Genomic DNA, 26288 nt, shown 5'->3' on the forward strand with positions numbered 1-26288 from the left:
TTCAATCACGTGAATTAATAACAAATATATAGATAATAAACGTATGGACAGTTAAGGATAAATAATGAAAACGATCTATCATGCAGCAGACTCCCGCGGCGATGCCAATCACGGCTGGCTAAAAAGCCGTCATACCTTTAGTTTTGCCAATTACTATAATCCTGAGCGTATGGGCTTCGGGGTGTTACGTGTCATCAATGATGATTTTGTCATTGGTGGTCAAGGGTTCGGCAAGCACTCGCACCGTGATATGGAAATTATCAGCATTCCTCTAGCTGGCAAACTTGCGCATGGCGATAGCATCGGTAATGAGGGCATGATTGAGACGGGTGAGATCCAAGTCATGTCAGCGGGCACAGGCATCACTCATAGTGAAATGAATGGCAGTCGTGAAGAAGCTGTGAGATTTTTACAGATCTGGGTCATGCCAAATAAAATGAGTGTTGCTCCTCGCTATCAGCAAGTGCACATGGGAACCATCATGACGCCCAATGAATTCAATCAGGTTCTATCACCAAATGCAGATGATGCAGGGGTTTGGATTCATCAAGATGCTTGGTTCAGTATGGGAGAGTTTGATGAAGGCGTGACGCAGACCTACCAACTAAACAATCCTAATAATGGTGTTTATATTTTTGTGATTGCAGGAACAGTCGTGATAGACGGTAACATTTTGTCTACTCGAGATGGCCTTGGGGTTTGGGATACTAAGGACGTCACTATGGAAGTGAAAGAGGCGGCAACAGTATTAGTGATGGAAGTGCCGCTTTCTATGTAGATCACGGATGAGCGCCGTAGCATCGTTCGTTCGCTCGACTAACCGCATACAGATCAAGAGGTGCCACATGACGATTAGAACTCTAGAGCCACGATCAACGGAGGTTGGTGGTGTTCCTATCGCACGGCTATTACCCAATAAAGGCAAACAACCGATTGGCGCATGGTGCTTTTTGGATCACGCAGGGCCAGCTGAGTTTACTCAAGATGATTTAGGGGTTCAAGTTGGTCGCCACCCCCATACCAATCTACAGACGTTTAGCTGGATGATTGATGGTGAGATTTTACATAAGGACAGCTTGGGTAGCGAGCAAGTCATTGCCAAAAACCAAGTCAACCTCATGACCGCAGGTACTGGGCTGATGCAAGGTATTAGCCACACAGAACAAAGCGTTTTTTTGGACAATGCTGACTCAGATGTTGCTCACTCAAGCGTCGCTGCACGTAGTATCAATATGATACAGCTATGGATAGCTTTACCCACTGACCAGCAGATTGAACGCAGTTTTCATCATTACCCAGAGCTGCCAGCATGGACTGAGGGCAACGTCGAGCTGATTCTGACCACGGGTAGTTATCAATCAGCATCTGGTGAGCACCATCAAGCGCCAACGTTGCAGTACTCAAAGATAGTTGGTATCGATGTACATTTTTTAGAAGATGGAGACGTCACGCTGAATTTGGAGGCGAGCTTTGAGTACGGTATTTTAGTGGTTGTCGGTGCGCTAGAGTCTGAAGGTCAAGTATACAAGAAAGACCAGTTATTACGTTTTCATCGTACAGACGTTTCTAACGATACAACGATAACGCTGGTCGCAAACAAGGGCACACGTTTGATGTTCATTGGTGGGGAGCCTCTAAGCAACCAAGTATTACTGTGGTGGAATTTTGTCGCTGACAACAAAGAGGAGCTCAAGCAATCGGTCATTGATTGGAACAATGGTCATGAGCGTTTTGGTGAAGTGGATTCTAATATGCAGCGTCTGGTGGCACCAGAACTACCCAAAGGCTTCAAAGGCTAATTATCAACACGAAAAATTTATTAATCTATTTTTCAAAGGTAATCATCATCGTTAAGTTTTTTTACAAAAAATACATGGGGTTTCAGGTAAATTGTTCCGATAATAGCCCACATAAATAAACTGTTTTATAACGACTTGTTGATCACAAGATCGACAAGGTCTATCAACCCAGAGCAAATCATTCCTACAACAATATGGAGAAGTACCATGTCAGAACTAAAAGGCTTACAGCAATTAGCAGAAAAGCGCCGTTCTATCTACGCACTTAGCGACCAACTGCCAGTATCGAATGATGAAGTCGTCAAGGTAGTTGAGCATGCAATATTGCATACGCCATCATCATTCAACTCACAATCCACACGTGTCGTTGTATTGTTCGGTGATGAGCACCGCAAACTGTGGGATATGACTGAAGAGACCTTACGCGTCATCGTCGGTGACGAAGAAGCGTTTAAATCTACTAAAGACAAAATTGCTGGGTTTAGAGCGGGTGCTGGCACCGTACTATTCTTTGAAGACCAAGCAGTGATAAGAGGCATGCAAGAAGCGGCGCCTTTATATGCTGATAATTTCCCAATTTGGGCAACTCAGACCAACGCGATGCATCAGTACGTCATCTGGACGGCGCTAGCAAGCATTGATGTCGGTGCAAACTTGCAGCATTACAATCCAGTGATCGATCAAAAAGTCGCGAGCACTTGGAACATCGATGCAGATTGGGAACTAAAAGCGCAACTGGTATTTGGTAAGATTGAGCAGCCAGCAGGTGATAAAGAATTCAAGCCACTTGATGAGCGTATGAAAGTGTTTGGTGCTTAAGATAAGTAGCCTATTGCTTTATTTTAGGAAGTATCCTAAATAAAATATATGCCACATAAAAAACGCCACCCAAGCATCGGGTGGCGTTTTTTTATGAATAAAGGGTAAAGACAGCAAAGCTACATTGGATATTTGCAGAACTGATGCGACAATTTAATGATTATTTACGTTGCATCAAACTGTTGGCGACCCATGCTGGACCGATTAATAAAAACTGTAAATCTTTAAAAAACGAGGGTTTTTTGCCTTCGATTTTATGACCAATAAACTGACCAATCCAAGCAACAACAAATACTGCCGCCCACGCTTTGAATCCCCATGGCATAGCCGCCATAACCGACAGACAAATCAGAATAAACAGCCCCATTGCCAAAAATAGCGGGGTCGATAAGCGTATATAAAATAATAAGACTAATGCGCTCAGTACGAGAGTAAACCATACAGACAGCGACATTCCCATCCCCAACAAACTCACAAAAATCGTCGGCACACATAGCCAATGGATTTTCTTATTAATCAGGTTTTGGTGACTGACCGCATACTCACTGAGCCACTGCTCAAGCGTGCGTTTGGACATTTTGGGTTGACGAGACATACTAACCTCCTTGTTAGTAAATGAAATAAGACGCTGACATGCGCTATCAATTTAAATATTAACATGCGCAATTAGTACCAGTTGTAGCACTAATTGCGCGTGTCCACCATGTTATCTGTTAGACGGCACAGTCAATTTCGCTCGTATTGCCAATGCGATATTGGTAAGACTTATCTCAATATCTCAAACGCTTTTTTCTACAGATGTTGCTATTAACCTCGTTCGCTGCGATGCCACTCATAGAGACCGACAAAGGCGTTTACCTGATACACCATCGTCTGAATCGCAAAAATATAGTTGCCAGACATGAGATTGACGATCAGCCAGACAAAGTTGACGATGATCCATAACCACCAGTTAAAGGAATAACGCAGGATCATGGCAGCTTGCGCGGTAATAGACAGCACAAAGGCAATGACGTTGATCCAAAAGAAAGAGATGAATCCCAAAAACAGACTATTATCATCCTCGACGACCGCATAACCGTAGCTCGCCAGTAGATCATTGACGGTTGGGAAAAGGGCAAGACCGATGATGATAAATGCGGCAGTGATCAACCACACCGCTTTACTCGCTGATTTTGGTATCATGTCGCCATCAGGGTCGGTGTGCTTTGACCAATAAAAAATGCCATAGACATGAGTGAAAAAGTTAAATAGGGGCGCGAGCATCAGACCCACGGCGCCAGATGTAGCCTGTACAATGACTTCTCCTGCGGTTGCGCCCATACCAAAACCATTGCCCATGACGTTTTTTCGAAAAGATAGTGACACCACACAAATCAGACCAATAAACGAGACAGCCAAGTAAAACCAATCAAGCGTGGTATGGTCGGTTGTGAGCCAAAAACCTGCGGATAAGGCAATCACACCGCAAATAAACCAAACGATAATCCATTGCATCGACCATTTTCCGGTGATGTTATCCAGCAGCTGAATACGCATAAATTTTTCCTCTAAAATTGATACTGATTTTAATATAGTGCTAACGACAACATAATGTTAACTGCAACGCGCTAGCTGAATAAATGATGATAAATAGGGCACTCTTTGATGCCTCTTATAATGTTTTGCCATAGATATGCTGATCGATAAATTGCAGTACTTGCTGATAACGAGCATCGTAATCGGGCTGGTCAATCATATACGGCGCGATATCGTGACGAGCAAAAATATCTAGCAAGCGCTGCTCGAACCGTCCACGTGCTTCAGGCGTACCTAAAGAGCGCATGCCGTCATCAACCCATGGCGTATTGTTATCGAGCATGATGGTGTGGTCTAAGCGAAACTCATCAACGCAAGCAGCGACAAAAGGATGCGTGCGACCTTCGTACTCTTCACAAAACGCTTGTGTGGTCACAAAATCCGTATCAACGATCGTAACCGGAGCCGTTGCATTGGCTTTAGCATCGCGTATCGCTTGCGCATGATCCAGACAAATAGGGGCGTAATCGCTGTACTGTAGCCCAACTTCGCTACCGCCCAAATCTGTGCCCACATACAGACGGCCCATCTCCAGCGCAAAGCTGGCACCATAGTAATTAGCCAGCTTATGCACCAGTGTTGTCTTGCCAGAGCTTTCGCCGCCGACGATCGCAACGGTCTTGGTATAGTTAGCGCGTGCCTCTGGATGGATTGCTGACCAATGGGCGACTGGGTCGCGAGCAATGGCGTACGAGTCGAACTCAGGCTGTAGCGTAGTAGTGACCACTTGTAGGATAAGTTGCTCTTGTACATCACTCTGCGTCAGTGGGTGGTTCTCCGCCATAAACAATGCTGTCTCTGCAGGGAGTGCTAATGCCTTTATCAAGCGCTGCAATTTAGCATTACTAGTCGCCACATCGATCCTGACATTTTCGCTACTATCATAAAGATGCTCATGAAGCGGTAACTCGATCTCATCAGTAGTATGAATATGAATAAATGGCAAATCCGCACAGGCCATCTGTAGCCAACGCGCTTTGTCTTGTAAGGTGATCGTAAAATCTGGATGCGGTGATGGATGCGTTATAATGACGATATGCAGGGTCTTTGCTTGTCCTGCTGCTTCTAATATGCTGCGCATTTGCCCCAAATGTAAGGGCTCAAAGTGTCCAATCATCAATCCGTTGTCGTACATAGCCATCCTTATTCTGTTTTGGGCTTATATTTGTTTCAGATTTAAGGATAAATTCTCTAAAACCTGAGTTACTTATGAGCATGGTATAAAGGTTTTGGAGGATTTACAGGTAGGTTATTGTAAATCTGACTTATATTTGACTCTTACGCAGATTATTATGTTTTTCATCAGCGGTTTTTGTGTGAATCTAAAAATAAAAAGCGAGTGATGATTTTTTGACAATTGAAGATTTGAGCATTTATTACCACTATCAAGTTGCTATCAAAACACCACTTATCTCTTTGATTCATTTAAAAAATAATGAACTGTGTAAATAGCTAAAGCAAGGTTTTAGCAACAAAGTAAATTCTGAAACATTTTGAAATAACTATTTAAAATCAGGGGCTTGCGTGGTGATATGACAGGTTAGGGCAAGCTTACGTATCATAAACTCACAAAGTACGTCTATACCTTCAACAGATAAATTCTCAAGAATTGATATACTTATTTATAAGTTGGCAAGGCAAGGTAGCCTTGAGACTAAAAAAGCAAGAAAAAATAAAAAATACATTATAAAAATAGATAACAGAGAGGTATTTAGTTTGGCTAAGTTAGCAAAATTACATCGCTCACAAAATAATCGCATGATAGCGGGCGTGATGGGCGGTATTGCAGAATATGTCGGCTGGTCACCTACGTGGGTCAGATTACTATTTGTAATTGTCTCGTCGCTAAGCGCTGCTGTACCGGGTATTTTGATCTATATCGTATTATGGATAGTCATGCCAAAAGCCAATAGCGATTCCTATCAGTAACCAAGCTTGATATTTAGGCATTAATACCCGTTAAAAGAAATAAATCTGTACCACAAGCAGTTGTCCAACAAGCAGTCTCCAAAAATAAAAAGCCTGAATCATCAGGATGCCCAAGATACAATTTTCCTCCTGCCCGAATGCTCACGCATTTGGGTATTTTTTTGTTTTCAATATTAGTCGCCGGTCAGGCGTTTTTTATGATGGTTCGGTCGTAAATCAGGGATATAGTCGCGTGTTTTTATCGACAACGCAAATTTAGTTAACGTAAATATGGATAAAATAGTCAATTTTTAGTAAGGTGAGCAGGCAAATAGCGTCGTTGCCAAATAGGTGATGAGTGCTATCAGAGATTTATTTAATCATACCCATTTCACAGTGACTTACTATGAAAACCCAAACTATGACATCTGAAGCGACAACCCCGATGACACAAGACCAAACTCCTCAACCGATGACTTTTCAGGACTTAATCCTAACCTTACAGAATTATTGGGCTGACAAAGGCTGCGTGGTATTGCAACCTTACGATATGGAAGTCGGCGCGGGCACGTTTCATACCGCCACGTTTTTGCGCTCGTTAGGTCCTGAGCGTTGGAACGCTGCGTATGTACAGCCATCGCGTCGCCCGACTGATGGTCGCTACGGTGACAATCCAAACCGCTTGCAACACTACTATCAGTTCCAAGTCGTACTAAAGCCGAACCCACCTAACATTCAAGAGCTATATCTGGACTCGCTACGCGCTATTGGTATCGATCCATTGGTGCATGATGTACGTTTTGTGGAAGACAACTGGGAATCACCAACGCTTGGCGCGTGGGGACTTGGCTGGGAAATCTGGCTTAACGGTATGGAAGTGACCCAGTTTACCTATTTCCAGCAAGTCGGCGGTATTGAGTGCTTCCCAGTAACAGGCGAGATCACTTACGGTCTTGAGCGCTTGGCGATGTATGTGCAAGGCGTTGATAGCGTCTATGACTTGGTCTGGGCAGATGGCGAGTTTGGCCGCGTCACCTATGGCGATGTGTTCCATCAAAACGAAGTCGAGCAGTCGACCTATAACTTTGAGCACGCTGATGTGCCAATGATGGGTGAGATGTTTGATTTTTATGAGCAGCAGGCCGATAAGTTGGTTGAAGCAGGCCTGCCATTGCCAGCCTATGAGATGGTGTTAAAAGCCTCTCATGCGTTTAATTTACTTGATGCCCGCGGTGCGATTTCGGTCACTGAGCGTCAACGCTTTATCCTGCGTGTACGTACACTGGCGCGTAAGGTTGCGTTTGGTTATGTCGAAGCTCGTGCCAAACTTGGCTTCCCATTGGCTGATGAGGCGCACCGCGCCGAAGCTCTTGAGAAGTATTTGCCAAAAGAAGACGCGGCAACAGACAGCTTAGCCAAAGAAACCACTGACAACAATCAACCGACGAACAAGCAATAGGAGCATCCCATGAGTACTATTCTATTTGAACTGGGGTGTGAAGAGCTACCTCCAAAAAGCCTAAAACCATTGCGTGATGCGCTGCAAACTAGTGTCACTGAGCAATTATCTGCAGCTGAGATCACCTTTGATAGCATTAAAGCCTTTGCCGCACCGCGTCGTTTAGCGATTCAAATTGAAGGCATTAGCGATAAGCAGCCTGACCGCACTGAGCAAAAACGCGGACCAGCTATCAAAGCGGCATTTGATAGCGATGGCAATCCAACCCGCGCGGCGATGGGTTTTGCTAAAGGCTTAGGTATCGAAGCGAGTGAGCTTACGACCATTAACACCGATAAAGGTGACTATGTCGGCTTTGAGCAAACGATCAGTGGTCAAGCGACTACCGAGCTACTGCCAGCTATTTTTCAAACAGCGTTAGATAGCCTACCGATTGCCAAACGTATGCGCTCAGGCGCAAGTCGCAACGAGTTTGTCCGTCCCGTACAGTGGGTAGTATTGATGCAGGATGACACTGTTATTGATGCCACTATCCAAGGGCATCAGACAGGCTCGCAAACTCGTGGGCACCGTTTCCAAAGCCCTGACTACCATGATATTGCTCATGCCAATGACTATGAGCAACTGTTAGATGGTCTAAAAGTCGTGGCAGATTTTGATAAACGCCAAATGCTGATCAAAAACCAAGTCAAAGCATTGGCAGATGAAGTTAATTCTGATGCTATCGTACCGCAGGATTTGTTGGACGAAGTTACCGCATTGGTTGATTTCCCCATTGCGCTACGAGCAAGCTTTGAAGCGCGCTTTTTACAAGTGCCACAAGAAGCGCTTATCTCGACCATGCAAGCGGATCAAAAGTATTTTTGCTTGACGGATAAAACGGGCAAATTGCAGCCGTACTTTATCTTTATCACCAATATTGAGTCTAAAGACCCCAATCAGATTATTGAAGGTAATGAAAAAGTCGTGCGTCCACGTTTGGCTGATGCCGAGTTTTTCTTCTTACAAGATCAAAAGCAGCCGTTATTTGCACTCACAGAGAGCCTAAAAACTCGTGTATTCCAAGACAAATTGGGTACGATTTGGGAGAAGTCTGAGCGTATTGCTAAACTGGCAGCGTTTATTGCTACCCTAATGCAGCAGCAAGGCCACGATATCAACGTCGATGACACTGTACGTGCGGGTATTTTATCCAAAGCAGATTTGGCCAGCTCGCTTGTCGGTGAGTATCCTGAATTGCAAGGTATCGCGGGTACGTATTATGCACGTTTGAATGAGGAACCTGAGGCAGTTGCAGCAAGCTTAGAAGAGCAATACCTGCCCAAGTTCAGTGGTGATGTATTACCGCAAACACCAGTTGGTATTTGCTTAGCGTTAGCTGATCGCCTAGATACGCTCGTTGGTATTTTTGCGATTGACCAAGCACCGACGGGTTCAAAAGACCCGTTTAGCCTACGTCGTTCTGCCATTGGTATTTTGCGTATTTTGATCGAAAAGCAGCTACCAATTAATCTTGTCGCATTGGTTGAGCAAGCTATTAAAGGCTATAGCGATGCTGAAGGTAGCAAAATTGCCAAAATGGGTGACACCTTTACCCAAGTGATGGCGTTCTTAAACTCGCGCTATCGTGCGATGTATACCGAGCAGGGTGTCAGCGTCGATACGATTCAGGCGGTACAAGCGATTAACCCGCATATGCCGCTTGATTTTGATCAGCGTATTCGCGCCGTACAAGCATTTAGCGAGCTGTCACAAGCGTCGATGTTGGCTGATTCAAACAAGCGTGTTGCCAATATATTGGCCAAGTCAGAAGTGAGCGTTGCTGATACGGTTGATGAGACGCTACTATCTGAGACTGCTGAGCAAAATTTATATGCAAATGTGCAGCAAGCACAGACAGTGGTACAGCCACTACTTGAGCAAGCGGACTATACGCAAGTATTGCAAACGCTGGCGAGCTTAGATGAGCCATTGACACAGTTCTTTGATAACGTGATGGTCAACAGCGACGATGCGGCGCTCAAAAATAACCGCTTAGCCCTGCTCAAGCAGGTACGCGCCTTGTTCTTGACTGTGGCTGATATCAGCGAGCTACAGCTATAACTGCTAGCCTTTAATCTTAGGTTTTGATACAAAAACTGGCTCACTGTGGCCAGTTTTTTGTTGCTATAGCACTTGGCTATTTGTCAGTGCCATGAATGACAACCCAGCATCATTGACAATTAACCGTAAAGGCATTGTGCCATTACCATTATTGACGGTAAAATTTAGGCATTCGAGCGTCTTGGATCATGGTAAGTGTCATCACTCTTGTTATTCATTACGTTTATTGGTCGTTGAAGGAGCGCTGCCGTGTTTGCCGTTATTATTGTCATTCTTATTATCTGGGCTTCCATGTGGGCTTTTTACAAGTTTATGTACCCACGTCCACCCAAAAGCATGATGCCAAAAGAGGGTGATGTCACCACACCGCGTCAGTGCAATTTTTGCGGTAACAGTTTGGCGGAGTATCGCGGTGTCCTTGAAACTAAGCCTAGCTTAGCGACAACCAGTGATGGTAATACTGAATCAGCCCAAGAATTATTCTTTTGCAATTATGAGCATCAGGCAGACTTTCACGCAGGCAAGACTTACAAACCTTATGCGTAAGCAGATAGATAAAAACGATTGACCATAAAAAAGCGCTTAGTATGGATGAACTAAGCGCTAACAGGCTGAACGGCTCTCTATCAGACTGTCTATCCTTTCGAATAACCTGTCTGCTGATACAACGCCGCGACTATTACAAAATAGAGTGGGCGTCTTTCATGATTTTATTTAGCAATGCCTGTGATTGCTTATCTTTTTGCAAGCGGTCTTCATCACTTCTTTGGTTGGCATGGATTTTTTCGTATAAATTCAAGCAGCACAGCACCAGTATGCTTTCTTGACTGAGGCTTGGTGCATCTCGCTTTAGATCAAGCGCATAGTTATTGATATAAGAGACCGCCGATAGTAGCTCTTCTTGCTCATGAACGGGACAAAAAATTGGATAAGTCACGCCAGCAATCGCGATATCGACTTTTTTGATCTGGGGCTCAGCCGCTTTACCATTGGCTTGAGACGATGTGCTGGATGTGCTCGCCCCCGATTGAGTGGATTTTTGTACGGCTACGTCTTTATTCGGTGCTTGAGTATTTTGTGATGGGTTATTTTCTGGCTGTTTTTCTATAGCGTTGCTTTGGTTGTCGGTCATGATACATCCTACAATGTTTGGTCAGTGGAATGAGTGATAGAAGTCGCGTTAGGGTGTTTCATAAACCACCCGTTTTTGCTATTGGTTGTCGCAACAGATTAGCTTTCTGCTTGATCGATGCGGGTTAAGCGTTGCAAGACGACTTGCGTACGCTCTGCTGCCAACTGATTCTTCTTTTGCAGTTCACTGTTTTGTTGTTTGATATTGCTATACTGCTGCTTTAATTCATTATTGTGCTTTTGCAACTCGCTATTTTGTTGTTGTAATTGGCTGATTTGTTTTTGTAGTTTGTCTTGTTCTTCACCAATCATATGGTGCGCTTCAGCAAGGCTTTGATAGCGCTTGTCGAGGTCATTTAATTGTTTTTTTGCGCCATCACGCTCGCTGTGGCTGGCATCAAGCTTGTTTTTTAGAGCAGAGACTTCTTTTGCATCGCTAACAGGGTGTTGTTTTAGGCTGCTAAGTTCAGCACTGACAAGCTGATACTGTTTTTTGATGTCGAGTACCATTTTTTCTAATATTCTAAGTTGATCATACATAGTCAGTTTTTATCCTTAACAAGTAAGCGTGAATGAATTTTGTTCGCTGCATTTAATAATGCCATAGGTGACCGCATAATATCTATATCAACAAAGTAATTACAAGTACGAGGCTTTGTCTTTTTACTTTTATCTATCGATGATTTGTCCCAGACATTTTGTCGTGACTATTTTTATTTTTTGAACAGTAATCAACTACTAGGACCTCTATTATGAATGATAATATCTCTGGCTGGAATACTTGGCTGACTGCGTTTGATGATTGGACCGACGTGTCTATCAGTGAGGTGCACGGCCTGATGACAGGGCTGATGACGGCGTGTAACGCGCCTGATGAGGCCACATGGGCAAAGGTGTTTGAAGAGCTGAGCTTTGCACCGCTACCAGAGGCGGCATTGACGTTGCTGACAGAAGAAGCAGAAGACACGGTGTTTCAGTTAAAAGATAAAGATGATGCCTACGCTTATATGCCGCTGATCCCTGATGATGAACATGATTTATACGAGCGCGTGATGGCATTGAAACAGTGGTCAAACGGCTTTATGACGGGTTTTGGTATTACTGATTGTAATTTGAGTAGCGAAGAGAATGAGATGCTCTCAGATTTGGCTAAAATTGGTGGCATTCGGTTAGAAGAAGAAGAGGATTTTGAGGGGGGAGAGGAGTCTTATCTTTATATCTACGAGTTTGCTCGTATGGTGCCAGTGAGCTTTGCGACGCGTAAGCGCAAGCCTGTAAAAGACATCGCCCTGATTGCTGGACTATCTATCAATGCCAAAACGACCAAAGAGCTACAAGCAGAAGGCAAGTTGCCAAAACCGGTGCCACCCGTGCTTGACGTGATGAATCAGAGTAATCCATCATAAGACAAATCTGATACCTCATAGTTTTTAAGAAATGGCTTTTAAGACATAACTCTTAAAAATCATAATAGGGATATTTTATGATCCAAGATACTAATGACAATGCTAGCAATGACCAACAGTTAAACCCTGCTACGCATCCGAGTAATAGCCTTGATTGGCTGACACGGCTTATCGCTTTCGATACGGTCAGTCGACACTCCAATCTCGCATTGATTCATGATGTGAGAGCGTATTGTGAGCAGCTTGGTCTGACGGTAGATTTGACCTTTAACGAGGCAAAGACCAAGGCCAACTTGTTTGTGACTGTACCCGCTGGCGAAAACGCTGACCAAATTAATAACGGTTTGGTGCTCTCAGGTCATACTGATGTCGTGCCTGTCGATGGTCAAGACTGGACATCAGAGCCGTTCACCGCGACGATACGTGGTGACAAGCTATACGGACGCGGTGCGTGCGATATGAAGGGTTTTATCGCGTGTGCGCTGACAATATTGCCACAAGCTGTACAGCTATCAAGTAGCGGTCAGCTGCGTCGCCCATTGCACCTCGCGCTGTCGTTCGATGAAGAGGTGGGCTGTTTGGGTGCGCCATTGATTTTGGCGGATTTAAAAGCGCGCGGTATCACCCCTGATTATTGCATCGTCGGTGAGCCAACCAATATGGCGATGGTGGTTGCGCATAAAGGTATTGCGGTGTATCGTTGCCGTGTCCATGGTAAATCGGCGCATTCTTCATTGATTGGACAAGGGGTCAATGCGATCAGCTACGCTAGCAAATTGGTGGGCTATGTTGACACGCTTGCTGAAGAACTGAGCGCTCGTGATGACAATGATGCATTGTTTACCGTGCCTTATTCGACATTGTCAGTAGGGACTATACACGGCGGTACAGCCACCAATATCGTGCCCAATCTGTGTGAGTTCACTTTTGACTATCGCAACCTGCCGCACATGACCCAAGACGATATACTAGCGCCCATTCAAGCAAAAGTTGCTGAGTTAAATGCGCAAATGCAAGCGCGTGCGCCTGAGACGGGTATCGAGCTGATGCAGGAAGAGAGTGTTCCTGCCATGACGGATAATAACAGCGCTGAGCTACAATCATTAATAGCAGCTCTGACAGGGGATGATGAGCGTCATAAAGTCGCTTACGCAACGGAAGGTGGTCAGTTTACCAATGCAGGCATCCCTACGATCATCTGTGGCCCTGGTAGTATTGAGCAGGCACACAAAGCGGATGAATATGTTGAACTGATCGAAATCGAACGTTGTGACGGCTTTTTGCAAAAACTATTAGACAGTTGTACTACCAAGTAGCTTATAGAGGTGTCGATACGCTATAAAAGTGGCAAACATATGTATATAATGTGAGAAGTATCAATAATACCGCCTGAATGGCGGTATTTCTTTTTTTGGCGATGTGGCTGTTCGTATAAGAAGCATTTATATATAACAAAGTAGGGGTTAGCTGATGTCTTGGCATCTATTTGCAGTATTTTTCGCAAGTACTTTTTTGATTTCTGCGACACCAGGTCCCAACATGTTGTTGGCATTCCAGTATGGCATGAACTATGGTGTGAAGCGCACATTATGGACGCTGGCAGGTTTGAGCCTTGGGCTATTTATCTTGCTGCTATCGACTTTACTTGGGCTGGATGTGATCAGTCGCCAGTCGCCATGGCTGCTCACAATTATCAAAGCCGTGGGCGCGGCATACTTGGTATATTTGGGCATCAGCTCATGGCGTGATGCGGGTGATGGTAGCTTGATGAGCGATGCCAAAGAGTTAAGTGCTGAGGTTGAGGCCGACTATGGGGCTTTTGAAGGTCAAGCTGGTACACTGCAGCCGCGCTCGCTGTCGAGTGCTGCGGTCAAGACAAGTCCGAGCAATCTCACTTTATTCCGTACAGGGGTTTGGGTATCTTTATCTAATCCAAAAGCGATATTATTTTTCGCAGCGTTCTTTCCTAAGTTTATTAATTTTAGTGCGCCACTATGGCCGCAATATATCTTATTGACCATTGGGCTATTCATGAGCGAAACAATTTGGCAGATTGTCTGTACGCTAGGCGGAAAAAAGCTGGCAAGCTGGCTCGATGTTGGTAATCGTTTAGCGTGGCTTAATCGTGGTTGCGGCATTATCTTTATCATCATTGCAGCGGCTTTGTTTGCTGAAGTAATTAATAGTTTTATGCTATAAAAAGTTATTAGACTTCTTGCATAAGTCATCGTCAGCCCTTGTAACTCCGTTAGTTGAAGTCAATAAACTAGTACTTTTGCAAGAGATCTAATAGGTAACTATATGAGCTTAAAACAAACGTTAAAAAAGGCTAAACAAATTGAGAGACAGCTAGACAAGCAGACTGAATCAGGTGCACAGCACTCGCTAGGCGCAGTGAAACCGCGTAATTATCTAGCGCTTGACCCGCTGTTAAGAAAAGGCGGTATTCATGAAAAGGAAGATATCGATATCGTCCGCAAGAAACGTCGCCGTGAGACCAAGCAGCAGCTACGAAAGACAGATTGGTTATCAGAATAGTGATGGTTAACATTCACCCGCAAAAAAGCCGTTCGCTATTATAGTGAACGGCTTTTTTATTCTTATTCAAACTTATAATTTAACCATTGTTACCTTAACAGTTAGGCTAATACTTCGATTAGCTCGCCTTTCACCATATGCGGGCTGACAAAATCGGTGACACGTACGCTGACAATTTTACCAAGCAGCTCATCACTGCGCTCAGGATCGTAAGGGAACATCACCGTACGGGTGTTGTCCGCTGTACCGATTAGGCAATCTGGATGGCGATTCGCGACTTGTTCAACCAAGACGCGAGTCGTTGTACCGACCATCTCATGCGTTTTGGCCAATGTCGAGTCAACGATCACTTTTTGGAACTCAGCCAAACGCGCTTTTTTGGTGGTGAAGCTCACATCATCTGGTAACTCAGCAGCTGGCGTGCCCGGACGCTTGGAGTAGATAAAGCTGTACGAGTGATCGAAGTTCAATTCTTTTGCTAAGTTTAGCGTGTCTTGGAAATCCTCATCAGTCTCACCAGGAAAGCCAATGATAAAGTCGCTTGATAAGTGAATGTCTGGGCGGATGGCTTTGAGCTTATTGATCTGATCGATATACACATCGATGGTATGGTTGCGTTTCATCGCCGCCAAAATCGCGTTTGAGCCACTTTGTACAGGTAGATGCAGATGCGATACCAGCTCTGGCAATTGTGCATAAGCGTCAATGATATCATCGGTAAACTCAAGCGGATGGCTGGTGGTATAACGAATACGTTCCACACCATCGACGTGCGAGACATAATGCAGCAGCTCAGCGAAACGGCAAATACTGCCATCGTCTTTTTCGCCGCGATAGCCGTTGACGTTTTGACCAAGTAGATTGATTTCGCGGATACCTTGCGCGGCAAGGCTATCAATCTCGGCCAGCACATCGTCAAGTGGACGCGACAATTCTTCACCGCGTGTATAAGGAACGACGCAGAATGAGCAATATTTTGAGCAGCCTTCCATGATTGAGACAAAGGCTTTATATCCTTCGACTCTTGGCTCAGGCAAAAAGTCAAACTTTTCAATACTGGGGAAGGATACGTCAATCGTGCCAATACGGTTTTTGGGTGACACGTGGCGCTGATCGTTGGATTGATCATACAGCTCAGGCAGACGGTGCAAGGTTTGCGGGCCAAACACCATATCGACATATGGCGCGCGTTTTTGGATATTATCCCCTTCTTGTGAGGCCACGCAGCCGCCAACGCCAATCACGAGATCAGGACGTTTTTCTTTGAGTTTGCGCCAGCGCCCAAGCTCTGAAAACACCTTTTCTTGCGCTTTTTCGCGGATAGAGCAGGTATTCATCAACAGCACGTCGGCTTCATCAATGTTGTGCGTCACTTGCATGCCGTGCGAGTCACCGAGCACATCGAGCATTTTGTCTGAATCATAGACATTCATCTGACAGCCTTGGGTGGTGATGAATACCTTCTTGGTTGCGGCTTTTTCGACGGGCGCTTGGGCTGAACTTTGCTCCTTGAGTGCAGTGACAGCACGTGCGGTGACAGTCGTCTCAGCAGCAGCATCGTCATCGATGCGGGGATTGAATACAGTAACACTCATAAGGGGAAGTCCATGATTGACCAAAAATATAACGGAGTAGCCGATTAACAGGTGGCGTATTTTATCATAACCCTGTACTAATGTGAAAAATTAGCATAGGCGATGGGTTGTCAATATGATAAATAATTCATAGCAGTATCAATTATTTACTGTGATTAATATTACCATTTATAAAAACTGAGGCTCGTTATCATTTCTATGTTACACCGTGCTCTCCTATTTATTAACAAAAGGTAAAGGAGATAGTTGAAAGCACAATGAGTATAGTATGATGATTGCGATACCCTTGGCGGTACTTAGCGAACCGTTATTCATATATTTATAGAAACATCATAAAGAGAGTCAGTATGACAAAGTTGCGTGTTGCTCATAGCATCAAGGATGAAGAATTTACCAGTCAAAAGCAGACGTCGAAACGACTCACAGTAGGCTCGTTGTGGATAAGCGCATTGAGTGTGGCAACCGCTATAAGCGCGCTTGGTATGTCACAAGTGGCTTGTGCAGAGCTGACGTGGGGTGATGAGGAAAGCTACCAACAAGAGGGTAACTATCAGCAAAATTATCAGCAAGACCGTAGTATTGACTCATTTATGACAGCGGCTATCGCAGCGGATCGTGGGGATGTGGGTGCGCTCTATAATTATGAGCAAATCATGAGCGGTGGTCTATTTGCCATGTATCCAACTTACTGGCGGATGAATCTAGACCTCAATTCACAAAGTTCAGCGGCCGTATCGCAGTTTGTACGCCAGTATCCAGATACGGTCATGGCCGAGAAGTTGGTGGCTGATTTTGCGGAGACTAAAGCGGGGTCGAATGACTACGCCTCTGTCAGACAAGTGGCGAATCTGATTACCAATGCTGATGCCAGTGAGCGCTGCGCTATCGCCCTTGGGTTCAATAATGGCGGTGATACCATGCGCGCCATGGCAGCCAAATCTGATGTTTGGCTAACCACCAAAAAGCAGCCAGCCCTTTGTGAGCAGCTAGCGATGGAGATGAATAACAACGCGCTGATTAGCAATCAGGATCGCGCCGCTCGACTCAAGCGGATGCTGCGTGTCGGTAAGACAGGCGACATCATGGCGCTGTCGTCACGCCTAGGTACGCCGATTGCTTATTCGGCGCTCAGTGAAATTCAGCTCAATCCCTCATCGTTTTTTAGCCGCTTTGGCCGCGAGCCCGCCAGTCAAACCAATCAATACCTATACCTATATGCTATTGGCCGTGTCGCAGATAAATCCTATCGAGAAGCGGCACTGCAATTAGATTTTGATATCAAGCAAGACAATCAGCGCGCTATAAAGTTATTAAATGATGAAACGCGTCGTTACGCCTATCGTACGCTTGGCGTTAAGCGCATGAACCACAATACCGATGACGGTTTTAATGCTGAAGCAGTAGACTGGTTCCGCAATAGCTTAGATGATGACTTTAACTTTGAAGAAGCGGAAGACTATGCCATGGCGGCAATCCGCTTTGGCCGCTGGGATGATGTGGTTGAAGCTATTTCAAAAATGGATGGTGAAATTCAGAAGGATGGCCAGTGGCAATACTGGCTGGCACGCGCCTATGAACAATCAAGCAATAGCAGTAAGCGCAATACCGCCAAAAAAATGTATCAAAACCTAGCGAAAAATAATGACTACTATGGCTTGATGGCAAAAGACAGGATCGGTCAGCGCTTTGATGCCAGCCGCTTAGGTGGTAGCAATTTGCCTAATGTCAGTACCGCTGACCGCGCGCGCGTGATGCAAGACGCTAACTTTGCTCGTGCATTTGCCTTATATAACTCTGATGCTAGCCGCGCGTATGCCAACCGCGAGTGGAACTGGGCTGTGAAGCAGGCTCGTGATAATCGTGATGACAATCTCATTATCGCGGCGGCGCGTCAAGCGTATGACATGGGCTGGCTTGATCGGGCGATTTATGCCGTCGATAATACCGATAGAGTCAATAGCTTGGCACTTTCGCACCCTATGCCGCACCAAGAGTCAGTGGTGCGCTATAGCCAATCAGCAGGCATTGATCCAGCGTGGGCTTATGGCATCATGCGTCAAGAGAGTCGTTTTGTGTCTTCTGCACGCTCAAATGTAGGCGCCAGTGGGTTGATGCAAATCATGCCTGATACGGCAAAATATATCGCGCGTAACTTAGGTGAGACTTATAGTGCGAGCCGTGCCAATAGTGGCGATACCAACATTCGTTATGGTACATGGTATATGGGTGATATCTTAAGTAAACTGAACTATCAGCCAGTACTGGCAACCGCAGGGTACAATGCTGGACCCAATAATGCCAAACGCTGGCAACCAACCTATGGCGCAATCGCCGCAGATCAATATGTCGAATCGATTGCCTTTCCTGAAACGCGTAACTATGTCAAACACGTGATGGAAAACGCTACTATCTATAGCAGTCTGCTGGGTCGTGGTCAGCCAATCAGTCAACGTATGGGTACAGTACCTGCTGCTTTTTAATCAGTGAATTCGTACTTAATAGACCACTAGCTTTTATAGTTAACGGTCTATTTTTTATGGGCTAAATGGCAGCAAGTCTTAGTACATTATGCAATAAATACTGAACTTAATTTTGCAATTGTTGACGAGCACGAAAACGTTTACGTTTTTGCTATAGATTAAAGAAGACATTTTGTTACCATTGCTTTAATTGACGTTTATGTTCTTCAGTCTTGTTCTTAGATCGCTATGTGTTTAATGCTGTTAGCACAATGATTTAAGTGATAGCCCATGTTTTATCATTGCTAATTGCTCCCAGCCCTATGATCAAAAAATACTTCAAACTGCCTGTATTATCGAAAACTCGGCAACCGTTACTGATTCAGGTGCCCCGGTCATCTAATACGAAAGCAGAAACAAGCTCAAAATTTAAGACATCCAGTTTCTTGGTGCAGTTCCGTGGAAGTTTGAAAAATAGGCATCATATGGGTAAAGTTAATAAAACGACGAGTTTTGGTGCTTTATTAATCATACAAGGTCTTATGCTTACGCCAGCATATGCGGCGAGCACGGTCAAAGCTGGCCAGCGCGTATTGATGGTCGAGATGACCCCCGCGCTATGTAGCATGCAGCCGACAAGAGCCCGCATGCGTCAATGTCTAGAAGGCTATTCGTTAACAGTTTCAGGCTTAGACATGGGCTACGGCGAACGCTGTGGTCGTGGTAGCGAGCCACGTTTGACACCACTACAACTAAAGGTTGTCAATCGCATCATGCCTGATACGACAGTACGTAGCCAAACGTGGCAGCGCTATGGTGCTTGTAGCCCACTGAGTGCCAGTCGCTACTTCCGACAAATCACTAACTACGCTGGTGAACTAAAGCTTCCTAACGAGCTGAATACGGGCAACAGTTATACAGTCTCTAAATCTCGATTTATTAGTCAAATGACGCGCCTAAATAGTGGTATGTCATCAAATAGTGTCGATCTCATTTGCCAAGAAGGCAGTCGTCGTCAATCGATACTGACGGATATCCATGTGTGCTATGAGGGTAGCAGTTTTGGCACTTGTCACAATGTTGTAGATAACTGCGGCAGCCAATTCATCATTTCAGGTGGTAGATAGCTTTTATTTAACTATTTTTTAGATAGTCTACCGTTCTTTTTCTACATCCTTTTCGGTACTGTTTTTAATAAAATCTGAGTAAACTTGTCCGTATTACATTATCATTTTTATGCTCTTATTTACTCATCTCATAGCAGTAAAACATACTATGGACCGTATCTAAAAATTATACAGCCCTTTATTTATAGGCTCTGAGCTTATAGATATTCTTTTCGTATAAAATGTAACAATATAGTCCCTAATGGGGCTATGACTGTATCTAGACGGTCGCTGTGATGAAGTGCTACACTAGCTCTCGGTTTAGCGCTGCCTTTGTGCAGCAAACAAGTCGATATCTAAAAAGATAATCATCTATTACAATCATGAATGATCTAATCATCAATTAGGGAGTATTCAATGTCAATGAAACAGCCTTTACGTGTTGCCGTCACTGGTGCCGCTGGTAATATCAGCTACGCGATGCTATTTCGTATTGCATCTGGCGAGATGCTAGGTAAAGATCAGCCAGTTATTTTGCAATTGCTTGAAATCACACCAGCGCTTGATGCCCTAAAGGGTGTGGTCATGGAACTAGAAGACTGCGCATTCCCATTGCTTGCTGGTATTGTCCAAACTGATGATGCAAATGTGGCATTCAAAGATGCTGACTACGCGTTACTCGTCGGTGCCCGTCCACGTGGCCCAGGTATGGAGCGTAAGGACTTACTAGAAGCCAACGCTGCGATTTTCTCAGCACAAGGCAAAGCATTAAACGAAGTGGCTAGCCGTGATGTAAAAGTATTGGTCGTCGGTAACCCTGCCAACACCAACGCGCTAATCGCTCAGCGTAACGCACCAGATCTTGATCCACGTAACTTTACTGCCATGACTCGTCTAGATCACAACCGTGCGATGGCACAGCTGGCCGAAAAAACTGATAGCACTGTCAATGATATCAAAAACATGACCATCTGGGGCAACCACTCATCGACCCAGTATCCAGACCTAACGGCTGCGACTGTCAATGGCAAACCAGCGCTAGAGTTGGTTGATCGTGATTGGTACGAAAACACGTATATCCCAGAAGTACAGCAGCGCGGCGCGGCCATCATTAAAGCTCGCGGCGCCTCATCTGCAGCTTCTGCTGCCAACGCTGCTATCGCCCATATGCGCACGTGGGCACTCGGTACTGACGAGAACGACTGGGTCTCTATGGGTGTTTACTCAAATGGGGAATATGGTATCGCTGAAGGCCTTATCTACTCATTCCCATGCACATGCAAAAACGGCGACTGGTCTATCGTAGACGGCGTTGATGTGTCATCAGAATTCTCAAAAGAGAAAATGGCCGCCACTGAGCAAGAGCTGAGCGAAGAGCGTGATGCAGTAGCACACCTACTACCATAAGCTAAGCAGTTATATAGCTGTCTTAACTTAAGTAATGAGTGAAAAAGAAAAGCCCTCTTAATATAGGAGGGCTTTTTTATGTCTATAAGTTTTTTTATCCAAAAGATATGATGAAATAAAAAGTAATCTATCGCATCTTTTGAAATGGCAATATCTGTTTGCTGCCTATACAATTGATAACGTTAGATAAACGTTGATTAACAGCTATTAGCACAAAGCTTGCTACAATAAATGGGTTAATTTAAATAATAAGCACAATTTCCACTACACCATTTAAGGAGAAAAGTATGTTGGGTGAGCCAGAATATAATATGAATGAGCTATTTGCTCAGTTAGGTCTAGATAGCTCTGATGAAGCAATTGATAAGTTTATCGCAGACAACCAGTTATCAAGTGAAGAGAAATTGATAGAAGCTGATTTCTGGACCGATAGCCAGCGTATGTTCTTGCAAGAAGAATGGCAAAACGATGCAGCATGGGTAGAGACGATTGATGAGTTAAATGTACGAATGCATCCTGATGCCTAAAAGCTGATATAAAAAACCTAATATAGTGAACCGACCCCCATAAGTTGGACACAACTTATGGGGTATTTTTATACGTTACGATCTAGACTTTAAGCTTCAAGTCATCGCATACTATCGTCAAGGACATACCGGAATCGCAACAGCAAAAAAGTTTGGACTTGATAAAATGTAAGATACGTCTGACTGCTAAACTTGGTTATCACGCCATTCTAGTAGGTCAGTGACATCTTGATGAATACCGGCTTTCAAGGCGTCCAAACCATCGTAGCGACGCTCACCATGCAAAAAGTGCAAGAAGCGCACTTCTAGATTCAATCCGTACAAATCTGCTTTTAGTTTGGGAAAGTGTACTTCCAATCGCCAGTCATCACCTTTATCAACAGAGGGTCTTTTGCCAATGTTAGCGGTACCGAACAAACTATGTGGACGCAAACCTGCGACGCCTATATTGTTATCAGTAGCCAGCTTTATTAAACCATCAGGTATGACCTCTCCATTCTCATCTAAGCTGACGACATCAACGGCAAAAATACCGTGCAAAGCGGGTTTTATTCGCTGCAAATCAATATTGGCAGTAGGAAAGTCCATAGTGCGACCAATTTGATCGCCACGGACGACCGACCCCGTAATGGCGTAGTCGCGGTCCAGCAGTATGTTGGCAGCGTGAATATCACCTGCCAATAGCAAGTCACGGATGCGAGTAGAGCTAATACGTGCAGCTTCATTATTGACATCATTCAAGTGGTCGTTGTCAATATTGCTATCAGTGATGGTATGTAGGTTAGTCACATCCAAACCATAATCGCGCAAAAACTGACTATCGCCAGTACGATCATGACCGAAGCGGAAGTCGTCACCTAGTACCAGCGCTTTTACATTTAAGCGCTTGGCTAATATATCGGCAAAGGCTTGTGCTGATAATGAGCGAAAGTCCTCATCAAAACCTGCCACCACTAAGGTTTTAACCCCATGTTGTGCTAGGAGTGCCTGCTTTTCTGCTAGATTGGTCAAACGCGCAGGGGCTTTAGCTGGCTCAAAAAACTCACGTGGTTGTGGCTCAAATATCATGACCGCAGCGTCCAAGTTTTGGGTATGCGCAATATCACGAACTTGTGCCAGCATTGCCTGATGACCAAGGTGTACGCCATCAAAATTGCCAATAGTGAGCACACAAGGCGCTAACTCTACTGGGTCATTAGTAGTAGACGCGGCATTTGATGATGCAATCAGTTGCTCAAGAAAATAGGTTTTCATAAGTTTTCAGCTATGATGAGACCAGATAAAAAACGAAAAAACACATCTATGGTCAAAATTGATGTGTCGAAAATTAGCCATTATAAAGTAAAATAGCCACACTAACATCCTATAGTCTACGGATAATGCAAGTATGAATGACGCTCTATGAATTTCATGGTTTGTACATACGTCTATTATCAGTATGACGATTTTTTACTATCATCATGAATACCAATAATAATGCCAATTAATATGGAGACTCTATGTCCGATGTTGCCTTAGATGTCATAGCAACTGCCCCGTTGACACATCAGCTGACCCAGCAGTTTATGGTACAACGTGCCAGTAAAGAAGACTTGGCAGAAGTCTTGGCGATTTATAACCAAAGTATTCCTGGCAAACAAGCAACGGCAAATTTGGCATTAGTAACGCTCGAAGAACGTACAGCTTGGTTCGATGAGCATTTAGATAGTCCAACGAGGCCTATTTATGTAGTCAAAGCATTACTAGAAGGTGATGCCGATAGACAGAGTACAAAACTACCAATTGTTGCATGGGGCAGTTTCAGTGATTTATATGCGCGTACCGCTTATCATATCAGCACTGAAATCAGCATCTATCTGAACCAAGATTATCAGAGTAAAGGGTTGGGCAGTCTGTTGACACGCTGGATGTTGACGCAAGCGCCCAGTTTAGGAATCAGAAATATCGTTGCCCTTATCTTTGCCCACAATCAGCCAAGTTTGGGACTGTTCCGTAAACTTGGCTTTGAGCAGTGGGGATATATGCCAGAAGTTTGCGATATGGACGGGTTTATCGCTGATGTCGTGATGCTTGGTAAAGCCGTGGCATCGGACAACGTTGCAGATAATTAGAGCAAAATGCCTTAACCCAAGATTTTCCATTGACCATCTATTTTCTGTAGTTGATAGGTTAATGGTGCAGGGTCGCTTTGTCCTTTGAGCATCAACTCGCCAGTGATGGTGGCGCGCGTTTTGTCATCATTGTACGTTGTGTCAGTAATCGTCACGCCATCGACCGTTTGTTGAAACGCCGATTGAGTGTTGGCAAGCTCTTGCTCAAAATTTGCCATATCTACTTGATAGTAGCCTGCCGCATCCTTCACATCACCATAATACAAGGTATTTAGTGCTTTTTTGACCGTATCCTCTGGCGTACCCGCTTCGGTCGGATTGGTCACTAGGCTTTTTTGGTTAATCGGAGCAGTGACTGGATTGATATTGTCATTATCAACGGTCGTTGTATTCTCAGTATCATCTGTGACCTGAGTCGTTTCACTTGTGCTATCTGCTGTCTCTTTTTGCTCAGCTGTGTCTTCTTCTGAAGTATCAACGACAGCTGCAACTTCTTCATTGTTGGTAGCAGTTTCAGTGACTGCAGACTCATTGTTGCTGCAACCGCTCAGCAGTAGTCCAGTACCGAGTACACCTGTTGCAAGGAGAAGCGGTAAGCGCTGGAAGAGTGGCTGTTTCGTTGTCATATCGAACCTCAAATGTCAGTTATTCATTAATAGGTCATTATGACAACGATTGGTGGCAAGCATTGTCAATTCTGATGATAGGCTTGTTTTGGTTTCGTAAGCCAAGCTCATGCCTATATCTACGTTGGCTTAACCGTGTTTGAGCTGGCGAGGACGGACACCTGTCGCTAGCAATACCACGCCATAAACGAGCGCTCCGGCGACACACATAATCATGAGTGCGATGATGCGTTGCCACTGGGCTTCATCAGTAGGAAAGTAGGGTAACATGAGATAAAGTACGCCGATCATGGAGCCAGTTGAAATGGCAAACTGTGTGAATAGTTTGTTCCAATGGGGGCCAAAACGGAAAATATCGCGCTTGTGTAAGAAGTAATAGAGCAAGCCTGCGTTTACGAACGCTGCGCCCGTCGTTGCCAAGGCTAGGCCACCATGTAATGGCATTTCTAAGAAATAAAATATCCCGATAAAAATGACACTAAATACCATGTTGGCAATAACAGAAATGATGCCGATTTTGACAGGTGTTCTGGTGTCTTGACGCGCAAAAAATGCAGGGGCAAAGATCTTGATCAGCATGAATCCTAAGATACCACCTGCCATACTACGCAATGCCAGTGCACTCATCTGGGCATCACGAAGGGTGAACTCACCACGTAAGAACAGGGCTTGCATCAGCACATCTGCGAGTACAAAGAGCGCAGCCGAGGCAGGCACACCGACCAAAATGATAAGGCGCGCGGCCCAGTCGATGGTCTTTTTGAAACTAACATCGTCTTTTTGCGCTTCACTTTTTGACAGACTTGGTAATATGACCGTACCAATCGCCACACCAATTAGCCCTAGTGGTAGCTCGCTCATACGCTCAGCCGCGTAGAGCCAAGACACCGAACCACCAATCATCAATGAGGCAAAAACGGTGTTCAGCAATAAGTTAATCTGAGTGACAGACACACCAAAGATAGCCGGCAGCATTAATTTTAGAATGCGGCGAACGCCCTCGTGCTGAAAGTCAATCTTGGGCGCGACCAGTAGTTTTTGTTGCCATAGCTGAGGCAGTTGTATTAAGAATTGCAATAGTCCTGCGATCGCCACGGCATAGCCAAGCGCCATAATAGGCGTATCAAACATCGGCGCCAAAATCAGCGCACCACCAATCATACATAAATTCAATAGGACTGGGGCAAAGGCGGGCGCAGCAAAACGGCCATAACTTTGCAAAATACCACTGGCAAAAGCCGTCATAGAAATAAACAGCAAATAAGGGAAGGTAAGGCGGAGTAATTCAGCGGTAATGGCAAATTTGTCAGGTTGATCGGCAAACCCGGGGGCAAACAACGTCACTACCCAAGGCGCGATTAAGATAACAACAACTGTCAGCATCGACAATACCAGCAAGAGTGCGCCCGAGGTGCGACTGACTAAAATCTGTACTTGCTGTAAGCTGTACTTTTCCTTGTACTCGGACAGCACAGGAACGAATGCTTGGCTAAACGCCCCTTCAGCAAACAGTCGTCGCAAAAAGTTTGGGATTTTGAAGGCGACCAAAAAGGCGTCCATCAAACCGCCAGCCCCAAAAACCCCTAGCAATACGACATCGCGTACCAAACCTAAAATACGCGATAACATGGTCATACTGCTGACCACCATGGTTGAACGAAATAACCGACTTTTTGCCATGAGAACCTATCTTGCTAAGTTGTGTACAGGGTTGTG

At 44.8% G+C, this 26288-nt stretch carries 25 protein-coding genes; 16 read left to right on the top strand and 9 right to left on the bottom strand.

Going from position 1 to position 26288, the window contains the following annotated elements; translation table 11 throughout:
* The first annotated feature begins 64 nt into the window (after nt 1-64).
* From GYK50_RS02490 to GYK50_RS02500, 3 genes are all read left to right on the top strand, one after another.
* Nucleotides 65-778, top strand: a complete 714-nt coding sequence (locus tag GYK50_RS02490) for a pirin family protein (protein ID WP_212564195.1) — start codon at nt 65-67, stop codon at nt 776-778.
* A gap of 67 nt (nt 779-845) precedes the next feature.
* Nucleotides 846-1799, top strand: coding sequence for a pirin family protein (locus GYK50_RS02495; protein ID WP_212564196.1), 954 nt, complete (start codon nt 846-848; stop codon nt 1797-1799).
* Between the two features lie 207 nt (nt 1800-2006).
* A complete protein-coding gene (locus tag GYK50_RS02500; RefSeq protein ID WP_212564197.1) occupies nt 2007-2618 on the top strand; it encodes a nitroreductase family protein in 612 nt (203 codons plus the stop codon).
* Nucleotides 2619-2778: 160 nt separating this feature from the next.
* On the opposite strand, the gene GYK50_RS02505 is transcribed toward GYK50_RS02500, so the two are convergent.
* The 3 genes from GYK50_RS02505 to nadR all read right to left on the bottom strand — a co-directional run bounded on the left by GYK50_RS02505 (nt 2779) and on the right by nadR (nt 5331).
* Nucleotides 2779-3213: an Mpo1 family 2-hydroxy fatty acid dioxygenase gene (locus tag GYK50_RS02505; protein WP_212564198.1), complete on the bottom strand. Its 435-nt coding sequence runs from the start codon at nt 3211-3213 to the stop codon at nt 2779-2781.
* Between the two features lie 212 nt (nt 3214-3425).
* Nucleotides 3426-4157 (bottom strand): nicotinamide riboside transporter PnuC, encoded by a 732-nt coding sequence (pnuC, locus tag GYK50_RS02510; RefSeq protein ID WP_058025041.1) that lies wholly within the window; start codon nt 4155-4157, stop codon nt 3426-3428.
* Nucleotides 4158-4272: 115 nt separating this feature from the next.
* Nucleotides 4273-5331, bottom strand: a complete 1059-nt coding sequence (nadR, locus tag GYK50_RS02515) for a multifunctional transcriptional regulator/nicotinamide-nucleotide adenylyltransferase/ribosylnicotinamide kinase NadR (RefSeq protein ID WP_212564199.1) — start codon at nt 5329-5331, stop codon at nt 4273-4275.
* A gap of 581 nt (nt 5332-5912) precedes the next feature.
* Here nadR and GYK50_RS02520 point away from each other — a divergent pair.
* The 4 genes from GYK50_RS02520 (at nt 5913) to GYK50_RS02535 (ending at nt 10212) form a co-directional block, all read left to right on the top strand.
* The gene (locus GYK50_RS02520) at nt 5913-6125 is read left to right on the top strand and encodes a PspC domain-containing protein (protein WP_071003026.1); all 213 of its coding nucleotides are present in this window, start codon (nt 5913-5915) and stop codon (nt 6123-6125) included.
* A 451-nt stretch (nt 6126-6576) separates the two neighbouring features.
* Nucleotides 6577-7563: a glycine--tRNA ligase subunit alpha gene (gene glyQ / locus GYK50_RS02525; protein WP_186475479.1), complete on the top strand. Its 987-nt coding sequence runs from the start codon at nt 6577-6579 to the stop codon at nt 7561-7563.
* Nucleotides 7564-7572: 9 nt separating this feature from the next.
* Entirely contained in the window at nt 7573-9666 is a 2094-nt protein-coding gene (gene glyS, locus GYK50_RS02530; RefSeq protein ID WP_212564200.1) for a glycine--tRNA ligase subunit beta, read from the top strand.
* Nucleotides 9667-9915: 249 nt separating this feature from the next.
* Complete coding sequence (locus GYK50_RS02535; protein WP_227675646.1) at nt 9916-10212, top strand: hypothetical protein; 297 nt, start codon at nt 9916-9918, stop codon at nt 10210-10212.
* Nucleotides 10213-10345: 133 nt separating this feature from the next.
* On the opposite strand, the gene GYK50_RS02540 is transcribed toward GYK50_RS02535, so the two are convergent.
* Both GYK50_RS02540 and GYK50_RS02545 read right to left on the bottom strand, forming a co-directional pair.
* Entirely contained in the window at nt 10346-10798 is a 453-nt protein-coding gene (locus GYK50_RS02540; RefSeq protein WP_212564201.1) for a cell division protein ZapA, read from the bottom strand.
* Nucleotides 10799-10896: 98 nt separating this feature from the next.
* Nucleotides 10897-11337: a hypothetical protein gene (locus tag GYK50_RS02545; protein ID WP_071003030.1), complete on the bottom strand. Its 441-nt coding sequence runs from the start codon at nt 11335-11337 to the stop codon at nt 10897-10899.
* A gap of 212 nt (nt 11338-11549) precedes the next feature.
* On the opposite strand from GYK50_RS02545, the gene GYK50_RS02550 reads away from it, so the two are divergent.
* The 4 genes from GYK50_RS02550 to GYK50_RS02565 all read left to right on the top strand — a co-directional run bounded on the left by GYK50_RS02550 (nt 11550) and on the right by GYK50_RS02565 (nt 14741).
* The gene (locus GYK50_RS02550; RefSeq protein WP_212564202.1) at nt 11550-12203 is read left to right on the top strand and encodes a UPF0149 family protein; all 654 of its coding nucleotides are present in this window, start codon (nt 11550-11552) and stop codon (nt 12201-12203) included.
* Between the two features lie 77 nt (nt 12204-12280).
* Nucleotides 12281-13519: an acetylornithine deacetylase gene (gene argE, locus GYK50_RS02555; protein ID WP_212564203.1), complete on the top strand. Its 1239-nt coding sequence runs from the start codon at nt 12281-12283 to the stop codon at nt 13517-13519.
* A 154-nt stretch (nt 13520-13673) separates the two neighbouring features.
* Nucleotides 13674-14402 (top strand): LysE family translocator, encoded by a 729-nt coding sequence (locus GYK50_RS02560; protein WP_212564204.1) that lies wholly within the window; start codon nt 13674-13676, stop codon nt 14400-14402.
* A 102-nt stretch (nt 14403-14504) separates the two neighbouring features.
* A complete protein-coding gene (locus GYK50_RS02565) occupies nt 14505-14741 on the top strand; it encodes a hypothetical protein (RefSeq protein WP_167669384.1) in 237 nt (78 codons plus the stop codon).
* 101 nt (nt 14742-14842) lie between these two features.
* On the opposite strand, the gene miaB is transcribed toward GYK50_RS02565, so the two are convergent.
* Nucleotides 14843-16336 (bottom strand): tRNA (N6-isopentenyl adenosine(37)-C2)-methylthiotransferase MiaB, encoded by a 1494-nt coding sequence (gene miaB, locus GYK50_RS02570; RefSeq protein ID WP_212564205.1) that lies wholly within the window; start codon nt 16334-16336, stop codon nt 14843-14845.
* Between the two features lie 347 nt (nt 16337-16683).
* On the opposite strand from miaB, the gene GYK50_RS02575 reads away from it, so the two are divergent.
* The 4 genes from GYK50_RS02575 (at nt 16684) to GYK50_RS02590 (ending at nt 21835) form a co-directional block, all read left to right on the top strand.
* Nucleotides 16684-18816, top strand: a complete 2133-nt coding sequence (locus GYK50_RS02575) for a lytic transglycosylase domain-containing protein (RefSeq protein ID WP_212564206.1) — start codon at nt 16684-16686, stop codon at nt 18814-18816.
* Between the two features lie 464 nt (nt 18817-19280).
* Nucleotides 19281-19922: a T2 family ribonuclease gene (locus GYK50_RS02580; RefSeq protein WP_058025029.1), complete on the top strand. Its 642-nt coding sequence runs from the start codon at nt 19281-19283 to the stop codon at nt 19920-19922.
* A 396-nt stretch (nt 19923-20318) separates the two neighbouring features.
* On the top strand, nt 20319-21308 hold the full coding sequence (locus tag GYK50_RS02585; RefSeq protein ID WP_178379285.1) for a malate dehydrogenase: 990 nt from the start codon (nt 20319-20321) through the stop codon (nt 21306-21308).
* Between the two features lie 287 nt (nt 21309-21595).
* The gene (locus tag GYK50_RS02590) at nt 21596-21835 is read left to right on the top strand and encodes a DUF2789 domain-containing protein (protein ID WP_212564207.1); all 240 of its coding nucleotides are present in this window, start codon (nt 21596-21598) and stop codon (nt 21833-21835) included.
* A gap of 186 nt (nt 21836-22021) precedes the next feature.
* Here GYK50_RS02590 and ribF read toward each other — a convergent pair whose 3' ends face one another.
* The gene (gene ribF / locus GYK50_RS02595; protein ID WP_093069396.1) at nt 22022-23089 is read right to left on the bottom strand and encodes a riboflavin biosynthesis protein RibF; all 1068 of its coding nucleotides are present in this window, start codon (nt 23087-23089) and stop codon (nt 22022-22024) included.
* Between the two features lie 245 nt (nt 23090-23334).
* Between ribF and GYK50_RS02600 the strand changes: the two genes are divergently transcribed.
* Complete coding sequence (locus GYK50_RS02600; RefSeq protein ID WP_212564208.1) at nt 23335-23946, top strand: GNAT family N-acetyltransferase; 612 nt, start codon at nt 23335-23337, stop codon at nt 23944-23946.
* 11 nt (nt 23947-23957) lie between these two features.
* Here GYK50_RS02600 and GYK50_RS02605 read toward each other — a convergent pair whose 3' ends face one another.
* Nucleotides 23958-24572 (bottom strand): hypothetical protein, encoded by a 615-nt coding sequence (locus tag GYK50_RS02605; protein ID WP_212564209.1) that lies wholly within the window; start codon nt 24570-24572, stop codon nt 23958-23960.
* A 129-nt stretch (nt 24573-24701) separates the two neighbouring features.
* A complete protein-coding gene (murJ, locus tag GYK50_RS02610; protein WP_093069399.1) occupies nt 24702-26252 on the bottom strand; it encodes a murein biosynthesis integral membrane protein MurJ in 1551 nt (516 codons plus the stop codon).
* Nucleotides 26253-26288 lie beyond the last annotated feature (36 nt).

This window comes from Psychrobacter pacificensis (assembly GCF_018336615.1).
GTDB classification, from domain to species: Bacteria; Pseudomonadota; Gammaproteobacteria; order Pseudomonadales; family Moraxellaceae; genus Psychrobacter; species Psychrobacter pacificensis.